This window comes from Geobacter sp. PheSNFMC (assembly GCF_059620965.1).
This window is the reverse complement of sequence record NZ_JCAMRN010000016.1, coordinates 37715-46816: the sequence shown is the minus strand read 5'-3', so window position 1 is coordinate 46816 and position 9102 is coordinate 37715. Positions and strand designations below refer to the sequence as shown.

Sequence of the window (9102 nt, the reverse complement as noted above, 5' to 3'; positions counted from 1 at the left end):
GGCCGTAAGGGGGAGCACGATAAACGTGATGAGCGCCAGCTGCCAGTTGCGGTAGAAGATGACGCCCAGCAGGCCGATGGCGGTCACGCCGTCTCGCAACAGGCTCGTGACGATATTTGCTACCCCCTGCTGCATCTGGCCCACGTCGCTCATGATCCGGGACATGAGGGTCCCGGTGGGATTATCGGTGAAATAGCGCAGGGGCAGCCCTACCTGCTTGCGGTACACCTCGTTGCGGATGTCCTGGATGGCCAGCTGACCTGCGGTCTGGACATAGTAGCCCTGGAGGAACCGGGCCACCCCGCGGAACAGGAAGACGATAATCAGGGCCACAGGGACGAGGATGAAAATCGTCATGTCCCTTTCGGAAAAGATCTTCTTCAGCAGCGGCTCCACCATCCAGGCGATGGCCGCATCGGTACCGCCGACGCAGAGTGACGCTGCCATGGAGATGACGATCCGCCACCAGTAGGGCTTGCTGTAATGCAGAATGCGCTTGAAGGTTTCCATTAGACCTGCTTTCCGAGCATTTCCAGAATGATTCCCGCCACCCGTTCAGAGCAGCCGCCGGTACCGAGCTTTTCCTTGACCATGGCAAGCCCGGCGCGGGTTTTCTCGGCATAGGCGGAATCATCCAGATAGCGTCCGATCTCGGCGGCGATTCGGTCGGCCGATGCCTCGTCCTGGATCAGTTCCGGCACCACCCGCGCGCCGGCCACGATGTTGCAGATCCCGATGTGGTCCACGCGGATGAGCCGCTTACCCACCTGGTAGGTGAGCGGGGACACCTTGTAGATGATCACCATGGGCACGCCCATGAGGGCGATCTCCAGGGTCACGGTGCCGGACACGGTCACGATGGCATCGCACACCTGCATCACGTCGTACACCCGGTCCCGGGCCACGGTCACGTCAAGGCCCGATGCCTCCAGTTGGGGAGCAATGTCCCCGTCGGTGAGGCTCGATGCCAGCGGCAGGATGAACTGGAGGCCGGGATAGCGTTCCCGCAACAACTGCGCGCTTTCGAGGATTACCGGGAAGAGCTTGGCAATCTCCCCGCGGCGGCTGCCGGGGAAGAGCCCCACCACCCGCCGCCCCGGATCGAGCCCGAAGGAGGCCAGGGCCTCGTCACGCCCCATGGTCGGGCGCACCCGGTCCGCCAAGGGATGGCCCACGAAGCTGACCGGCACCCCGGCCCGTTCGTAAAAGGGCACCTCAAAGGGAAACACCACGGCCATCCGGTCCACCAGCCGACCGATGGTCTTGACCCGCCCGGTCCGCCAGGCCCAGACCTGGGGGCTGATGTAGTAAAGCACCTTGACGCCGTGGTGCCGGGCCACCCGGGCAAGCAGCATGTTGAAGTCAGGGTAGTCGATGAGAATCAGGAGATCGGGCGGATTCGAAGCGATGACCCGCCTGAGCGTCATGAAGGCCCGGGAGATCACCCCGATGTGGGCCAGTACCTCCACGATACCCACCACCGCCATCTCCGAGGAGTCCACCAGGGTCTCCACCCCGGCCTCCCGCATGCGGGGGCCCCCGATGCCGAAGAAAGAGAGGGTCGGGTCAAGACGGAGCGCTTCCCTGACCAGCCCGGCCCCGTGGAGGTCGCCCGAGGCCTCGCCGGCCACGATCATGATTCGATGTGATGTGTTTTCTGTCATCCGTCAAAAATGGCAGAGACGCCCCGCAGGGCGTCTCCGTGTTCAGTGTCGTGGCAGGTGTCGCAGCTAGAGCGCGCTCTTGATGACCCCGACCACCTCGCGCACCTGCTCCTCGGTCATCTCGGGGAAGATGGGGAGCGACATGCAGCGGGCCGCCGCATCCTCGGTCACCGGCAGGGTCAGGCCGGCGTACTGTGCGACAAAGACATCCTGCTTGTGGAGCGGGATGGGATAGTAAATGGCGGAGGCGATGCCCGCGCCGGTCAGGGCCTTCATGATGTCGTCGCGCCGCTCGGTGAGCAGGGTGTACTGGTGATAGACGTGAACGCCCTTGCCGTCCTCGTAAGGGGTGACGATGCCGGTGCCGGCCAGCAGTTCCGAGTAGAGGTGAGCCACCCGGCGCCGCCCCTGGTTGTACTCGTCGATATGCTTGAGCTTGGCACGCAGGATCACGGCCTGGATCTCGTCAAGACGGCTGTTGTAGCCGATGACCGAATGGTGGTAGCGGACCTTGCTCCCGTGGTTGCGGAGCACCTTGACCATCTCGGCCGTTTCGGAGCAGGAGGCGGTCACGAGGCCCCCGTCGCCGTAGCACCCAAGGTTCTTGCTGGGGAAGAAGCTGAAGGCCCCCAGAGCGCCGATGGAACCGGTCATCCGGCCGGCCGCGGCGGCGCCGAAGGACTGGGCGCAATCCTCGACCAGGAGGAGACCGTGCCTGGCGCAGATCGCCTCGATGGCCCCCATGTCGGCGGGCTGGCCGAACAGGTGGACCGGCAGCACGGCGCGGGTCCTGGGGGTGATGGCCGCCTCGATGGCTGCAGGATCGATATTGTAGGTGCGCGGGTCGATGTCGACGAAGACCGGCGTCGCCCCCACGTAGCGGATGGCCTCGGCCGTTGCAATGAAGGTGAAGGGGGAGGTGATCACCTCGTCTCCCTCCTTGATGCCGGCCGCGGCCAGGGCAAGGTGAAGGGCGTCGGTGCCGGAGGCCACCCCGATGGCGTGCTTCACGCCCAGGTACGCCGCAGCCTCCTCCTCGAAGGCGCTCACGTTGGGACCGAGGATGAACTGGGTCTTCTCCAGGGCCTCCAGAATGCCCCGGTCGATCTCGTCTTTAAGCTTCAGGTACTGGACCTTGAGGTCTACCATTGGAATCATTGTCTTCCTCCTTGGATACGCATTGAAACGCGGACGTGGTGTTTGACCATCAGATCAAACGTATCAATCCGTTAACGCTTCAACGCGTCTACAGTTGTTTCGTGATCATGAGCGCCGTCTCCAGCGCCCGCTTGCCGTCCCGGCCGCTCACCACCGGAGTCGCCCCGGTCCTGATGCACTCCAGGAACGAGGCGATCTCGCTCTTCAGGGCATCGCCCTGCTCGAACGTCTTCTGGTCCATGGCCACGTTCGGTACGCCGGGGAACATCTCGCCGCTCCCCTTGCGGAAGACTGCCAGGGATTTATTCTGGAAGTCGACCGTAATGTAGGAGTCGGCCTGGAAGATCCGCATCTTGCGCTCGCTCTTCAGGCTGATCCGGCTGGCGGTGACGTTGGCCACACAGCCGTTCTCGAACTGGATCCGGGCATTGGCAATATCTTCCTCGTCGGTGAAGACCGGCGCACCGATGGAATTGACCTGCTTCACGGGCGAATCGATGATGTGCTGGATGATGTCGATGTCGTGGATCATGAGGTCGAGCACCACGTTCACATCGGTCCCCCGGGGCTTGAACGGCGCGATCCGCAGCGATTCGATGAAGCGCGGCCCGGTCAGCAGCTCGTCAAGGGCCATGACCACCGGATTGAAGCGCTCAAGGTGACCCACCTGGAACACCGCCTTCCGCTCATCGGCAATGCGGATCAGCTCATCCGCTTCCTCGATGGTGGTGGTAATCGGTTTTTCCAGCAGCACGTGGACACCACGGTCCAGAAACGCCCGCGCCACCTCGAAATGGTACTGAGTCGGCACCACAATGCTCACGGCGTCGACCCGGTCCAACAGCTCACGGTAATCGGCGCAGGGGCTGGCACCGACCTTGGCCGCCACCTCTGCGGCCCGGTTCATGTCGGTGTCGACCACCGCCACCAGCTCGGAATCAGGAAGCTGGGCATACTTTTCCGCGTGAAACTGTCCCAGGTAACCGACGCCGATAACCGCTGTCCGTAGTTTGTCCGTCATCTGCAGAGTCCCCTTTCCGATTTCTCGGCAAAAGTAACAAAGTGATCGATCTCCTGCGAGGGAGGGATTTCCTCGCGGATGCGGCGCAACGCCTCCTCCAGCTTGAGGCCGGACCGGATCACGAGCCGGTAGGCTTTCTTGATCCGGCCAACGAGCTCCTCGGAGAAGCCGCGCCGTCGGAGCCCCACCGTGTTGAGACCGGAAGAAATCGCCCGGTTGCCGCTGGCGATGGTGAACGGCAGCACATCCTGCACAACCATGGCTCCTCCGGAAAGCATGGCGCTCTCGCCCACCCTGACGAACTGATGAACCGCCGAAAGCCCGCCGAGGATGGCGAAATCCTCGACAACCACATGGCCGGCCAGTGTCGATCCGTTGGCCATGATGACCCGATTGCCGATCACACAGTCATGGGCCGCATGACAGTAGGCCATGAACAGGTTGTCGTCACCGATTACCGTTTCGCCGATGCCGGTGACCGTCCCGGGCTGGAGCGTCGTGAACTCGCGAATGACGTTACGGTTGCCGATCCGCAGCCAGGTTTCCTCTCCCCGGTACTTCAGGTCCTGGGGAATGCCGCCCACCGAGGCCATATTGAATATCCGGTTGTCCTCGCCGATCTCGGTCCAGCCGTCAATGACGGTGTGGGGTCCAACGGTTGTGCCCCGTCCGATACGAACGTGCTCCCCGATAATGACATAGGGGCCGATTTCTACACCCTCGGCGATTTCCGCCCCGGGATGCACGATTGCCGTAGGATGAATCATTTAGAGCTTTTCCTTGTCGGCAAAGGTCGCCTTGAGCTCCGCCTCGGTGACCAGCTTGCCGTTCACGGTGGCCCTGGCACTGAAGCACCAGATACCCCGCTTGCAACCGGAGATCGTCACTTCGATCCGCAGTTGGTCTCCCGGCACCACCGGCTTGCGGAACTTGACGTTGTCGATGGAGGCGAAGTAGCAGACCTTGTCGCGAACCTCGTCACCCAAGGTCACATAGGCGTAGATTCCCCCCACCTGGGCCATGGCCTCAACGATCAGGACTCCCGGCATCACCGGATGTCCAGGAAAGTGGCCTTGGAAAAACGGCTCGTTGATGCTGACGTTCTTGATCCCCACGATCCGCTCGCCGGCAACGTACTCCACGATCCGATCCACCAGGAGGAAGGGGTAGCGGTGGGGGAGAATCTTCATGATTTCGTTGATATCAAAGACTGTTTCCATGTTCACGCTCCTCAAAAGAGAAAAACGGACCGCCCGGAGGACAGTCGCGTTTTCTCGATTACACGACCGAAATGAAAGAAACAAACCGGTGCGGAGCCGGCTAGCCTGCGGATTCCAGCTTCTCCTCGAGCTCGCGGAGCCGTTTTTCCAGGGCAGCCACAGCCCGCTTCATTTCAGGGAGTTTCGGCACAACCGCCGAGGCACGGAGCCACTCCCGGTGATCAAAGGCGGGAATGCCGCTCACGATGGTGCCCGACGGCACGTTGCCGGGAACACCCGACTTGGCGCCAACCATGGCATTATCGCCGATCTCAAGGTGCCCGGCCACTCCCACCTGCCCGCCGAGCGTCACCCGTCTGCCGAGCTTGGTGCTCCCCGAAATGCCCACCTGGGAGACGATCATGCAGTTCTCGCCAATGACGCAGTTGTGGGCGATCATGACGAGGTTGTCGATCTTGGCCCCTTTGCCGATAACGGTGGAAGCAAGGGCGGCACGGTCGATGGCGGCGTTGGCGCCGATTTCCACGTCATCCTCGATCACCACGTTGCCCAGTTGGGGGATCTTGTACCAGCCGTCGCCGTCGGGCGCGTAGCCGAAGCCGTCGGAACCGATGACGGTCCCACCGTGGATCGTCACCCGGTTGCCGATGCGGCACCCCTGATAGACCGTGACATTGGCATGGAGCGTGACGTCGTCGCCGACAGTGACCCCCTCGTAGAGCACCGCTCCCGGATGGAGCGTCACCCGGTCGCCGATGGTCACGTTATCGCCGACCACCGCACCCGGGTGGATCGTTATCTCCGAGCCGAGTTTCACGCCCCGGCCGACATGGGCTCCGGCCATCACCCCGCGGGCCGCGCGGGGAGCCACGTAGAAAAGGGTCAGCAGCCGGGCGAACGCCAGATAGGGATTGGAAACCACGATGGCGTTGTGGCCGTGCCGTTCGGCGCCGGGCGGCAGAATGACCGCCCCTGCCCTGGTGGAGGCAACCTTCGGCGCATAGCGGGGATTGGCGAGAAACGTGATCTGACTGTCAGTGGCATCGTCGAGGCTCGCCACGCCGACGATCTCCCGGGAGCCGTCGCCGGCCAGCGTTCCACCCAGGTAGTCTGCCAGTTCCTGTAGCGTCTTGCGCACGGTCATCTTATTTCTTCCGGGAGGAGTTGAAAATCTTCAGAACGTCATCGGTCAGGTCGGCCTTATCATCGGCGAAGATCATGCTTTCGTTCTTCACGAAGATGATCGTGTAGCCGCTCTTGCGGCCGAAATCCTGAATGACCCGCTCGAGCTCCTCGATGATCCGCTTGGTGAACTCCTCGTCCTTGGCCTGGAGCTCGTCCTGGGCATCCTTGGTGAACCGCTGGAACTCCTTGAGCTTCTGCTGGTAGTCCTTTTCCTTGGCGCTACGCGCCGAATCGGACAGGAGCACGCTCTGCTTTTCCAGGTCGTCCTTCAGTTTTTTGAGTTCATCCTGCTTGAGGTTGATTTCGTCCTGGTACTTCTTCACCTTTGCGGCAAGCTGCTCCTTGGCCTCCTTGCCCGCTTCGGAGAGGTTGAGGGCCTTCTGCATGTCGATGAAGCCGAGTTTGCCCCCTTCCGCCCCGAAAGCGGAGGCGGCCATGAGCGACAACGTAACGACAGTGGCTGCAATGATTCTTTTCATTGTTTCTCCTTTAGCTGGTGCTCTGAAACCCGAGAACTCTAGAAAAAGCTCCCGATTGAAAATTCGAACCGCCCGCTCGATTTGTCGATGCCGTCGCGGGGGTTGAGCGGAATGCCGTACTCAAGCCGCAGCGGACCCATGGGGGACACCCACCGGATACCGGCGCCGTAGCTCATCAGGACACTGGAGAACATATCCTGGTTCTCGCCGTACACATTGCCCGCATCAAAGAAGAGGACCCCCTTGAGGCCCGCATCCTTGAGCAGCGGAATCGTGTATTCCACGTTAAGGATCGCCTCCTTGTCGCCGCCGACAAAGGCCCGTTCGGGGTTTGTCGTGGGGAGGCCGGTCAGCGGGTCGGTGGTCGGCACGTAGGTGATAATGGACGGGCTCACGCTTCGGCCCTCAAATCCCCGCAGCGTATTGATGCCGCCGGCGAAGAAGCGCTCGTCGATGGAAATGTCCTTGCCCCCGAGCCCTTGGATGTAGCCGAGGGTGCCCCGCAGGCTCAGCACCGTCCCGAAGCCGGTCGGGAAAAAGACCGAGGTGTCGCCGTAGTAGCGGAGGAACCGGTTTGTGCCGCCGAGTCCGGCAAACTCGACCGAGAGGTTGTTGACCATGCCGCGGGTGGGATCGAGACGGTAGTCGGTGGTGTCCCTGGTCAGGCTCACGTAAATGGAGCTGGTGGTGGAGTCGGTCTCGGGCACGACCCGCAGGGCCGGTGAGATGTCGAAGATTTCCTTCTGTTCATACTTGTAGACCCACAGGGTCCTCATGGTGTCGCTCAGGGGATACCCCGCCTTGATGTCGCCGCCCGTTGCCCGGCGGGTGAAGTCGAGGTAGTCGCGCTCGGTCCGGTAGAGGTCGCCCCCCAGGGTCCAGCGGGTATCGAGGAAATAGGGGTCGGTGAGACCCAGGTTGAACGTGGACGACTTGCCGCCGATGGAGGCGGCTAGGTTGGCCCTGAGGCCCAAACCGAGGAAGTTGCCCTGGGAAACGGAGCCCTGGCCGATAAGGCCGTCCAGGGAACTGTAGCCGGCACCGATGCTGAAGGTACCGGTGGGCTTCTCCTTCACCTCGATGTTCACGTCCAGCTTGTTCTCGGAGCTCCCCTTGACCGTGGAGATTGCCGCTTCCTCAAAGAACCCCAGGTTCATGAGGCGCTGCTTGCTCTGCTTGAGGCCGGTGCTGCTGTAGGTTTCGCCCTCGGCCACTTTCAGCTCGCGGCGAATGACCTTGTCGCGGGTCTTGGTGTTGCCGCTGACGTTGATCCGATCGAAAAAAACCTTGTCCCCCTTCTCGAACTCGAAGGTCAGGTCCACGGTCTTCGTCTCCGGGTTCACCTTGGTGAGCGGCGTCACGTTGGCAAAGGCGAACCCCTTGTCCGCATAGAGATCGGTGAGCGCCATAACGTCGGTGCGGAGATTCGCCCGGCTGAAGATGTCCCCCGACTTGAGCCTGAGCCCCTTGGCGAGGTCCTCTTCCTTTTCCAGCAGATCCCCCTTGAAGCCGATGCTTCCGGTCCTGAACTGGTCCCCCTCGGTGATGCCGATGGTCACGATGAGGCCGCTTTTGTCCTCGTTGAGCGTCACCTGGGGCTCGCCGACCTTGACGTTGACGTAGCCGTTGTTGAAGTAGAGATCGGCGATGAGGTTCACATCGTTCTTCACCACTTCATCTTTATAGGTGCCGGCACCGGTAAGCCAGGACAGGAACCACTTTTCCTTGGTTTCCATGACCCCGCGAACCTTGCTTGCGCTGAACGCCTTGTTTCCTTCGAAGCGGATCGACTTGATCAGGACCTTTTCCCCTTCGGCAACCGAGACAATCACCCGCACGTCGGTGTCGGAACGCTTCTCGCTCCGGGTGGTGACCTCGGCCAGGTAATAGCCCTCGTCCCCGTAGAGTTTCTTGACCCGCTTGCCAGCCAGGGTCAACTCCTTCTGGGAAAAGATGGAGTTCGCCTTGAGTCCCAGGGCGTCCCGCACCTTGTCGGTGGAAAGCTCCTTGTTACCCTCGATCCTGATCTCGCGGATAATGGGCTTCTCCTGCACCGTATAGACCAGGACCACTCCGCCGTCGCCCTGCTCGGTCTCTGCCCGCACGTCGATGAACTGCCCGAGCTTGTAAACAGCCCGCACATCGGCATCCACCTTTTCGGCGTAGAGCAGATCGCCCGTCTTGAGCGAAAGAGCATTGGTTATGGCAGCCGTCTCGACCCGCCGGTTCCCGTTGACCCGGACATCGATGATTTTCTCACCCTCGGCCCGAACGCCCTGAACGTTCAGCACCACTGCGGCAATGATTCCTAGTGAAGTCGCTTGTAGCCGTCGCACCGCTACCCCGGAAATGTGGATTTTAACTGCGCTGCCCTA

9 protein-coding genes are annotated in these 9102 nt (G+C 61.7%); all 9 read right to left on the bottom strand.

What is annotated here, in order from left to right; genetic code table 11:
- A partial coding sequence (locus tag AC6CDK_RS05360) for an ABC transporter transmembrane domain-containing protein (protein ID WP_496639762.1) occupies positions 1-510 on the bottom strand: 510 nt, incomplete at its 3' end.
- Entirely contained in the window at positions 510-1664 is a 1155-nt protein-coding gene (lpxB, locus tag AC6CDK_RS05355) for a lipid-A-disaccharide synthase (protein WP_192905429.1), read from the bottom strand. The genes AC6CDK_RS05360 and lpxB, both read right to left, overlap by 1 nt.
- A 66-nt stretch (positions 1665-1730) precedes the next feature.
- Positions 1731-2822: a DegT/DnrJ/EryC1/StrS family aminotransferase gene (locus tag AC6CDK_RS05350; protein ID WP_192905428.1), complete on the bottom strand. Its 1092-nt coding sequence runs from the start codon at positions 2820-2822 to the stop codon at positions 1731-1733.
- Between the two features lie 88 nt (positions 2823-2910).
- Positions 2911-3843: a Gfo/Idh/MocA family protein gene (locus AC6CDK_RS05345; protein WP_039643766.1), complete on the bottom strand. Its 933-nt coding sequence runs from the start codon at positions 3841-3843 to the stop codon at positions 2911-2913.
- Positions 3840-4610, bottom strand: coding sequence for an acyl-ACP--UDP-N-acetylglucosamine O-acyltransferase (gene lpxA / locus AC6CDK_RS05340; protein ID WP_039643765.1), 771 nt, complete (start codon positions 4608-4610; stop codon positions 3840-3842). The genes AC6CDK_RS05345 and lpxA overlap by 4 nt, the downstream gene beginning before the upstream one ends.
- Positions 4611-5063, bottom strand: coding sequence for a 3-hydroxyacyl-ACP dehydratase FabZ (gene fabZ / locus AC6CDK_RS05335; protein ID WP_010942905.1), 453 nt, complete (start codon positions 5061-5063; stop codon positions 4611-4613).
- 100 nt (positions 5064-5163) lie between these two features.
- On the bottom strand, positions 5164-6207 hold the full coding sequence (gene lpxD / locus AC6CDK_RS05330) for a UDP-3-O-(3-hydroxymyristoyl)glucosamine N-acyltransferase (protein ID WP_192905427.1): 1044 nt from the start codon (positions 6205-6207) through the stop codon (positions 5164-5166).
- A 1-nt stretch (position 6208) separates the two neighbouring features.
- Entirely contained in the window at positions 6209-6727 is a 519-nt protein-coding gene (locus AC6CDK_RS05325; protein ID WP_039643760.1) for an OmpH/Skp family outer membrane protein, read from the bottom strand.
- Positions 6728-6765: 38 nt separating this feature from the next.
- Positions 6766-9063, bottom strand: a complete 2298-nt coding sequence (gene bamA, locus AC6CDK_RS05320; RefSeq protein ID WP_039643758.1) for an outer membrane protein assembly factor BamA — start codon at positions 9061-9063, stop codon at positions 6766-6768.
- Positions 9064-9102: the final 39 nt, after the last annotated feature.

Excerpts from the sequence above, each read along its gene's own strand:
- AC6CDK_RS05325 (WP_039643760.1), bottom strand. The coding sequence starts at position 6,727 with ATGAAAAGAATCATTGCAGCCACTGTCGTTACGTTGTCGCTCATGGCC.
- lpxA (WP_039643765.1), bottom strand. The coding sequence starts at position 4,610 with ATGATTCATCCTACGGCAATCGTGCATCCCGGGGCGGAAATCGCCGAG.
- lpxD (WP_192905427.1), bottom strand. The coding sequence starts at position 6,207 with ATGACCGTGCGCAAGACGCTACAGGAACTGGCAGACTACCTGGGTGGA.
- AC6CDK_RS05345 (WP_039643766.1), bottom strand. The coding sequence starts at position 3,843 with ATGACGGACAAACTACGGACAGCGGTTATCGGCGTCGGTTACCTGGGA.
- lpxB (WP_192905429.1), bottom strand. The coding sequence starts at position 1,664 with ATGACAGAAAACACATCACATCGAATCATGATCGTGGCCGGCGAGGCC.
- fabZ (WP_010942905.1), bottom strand. The coding sequence starts at position 5,063 with ATGGAAACAGTCTTTGATATCAACGAAATCATGAAGATTCTCCCCCAC.
- AC6CDK_RS05350 (WP_192905428.1), bottom strand. The coding sequence starts at position 2,822 with ATGATTCCAATGGTAGACCTCAAGGTCCAGTACCTGAAGCTTAAAGAC.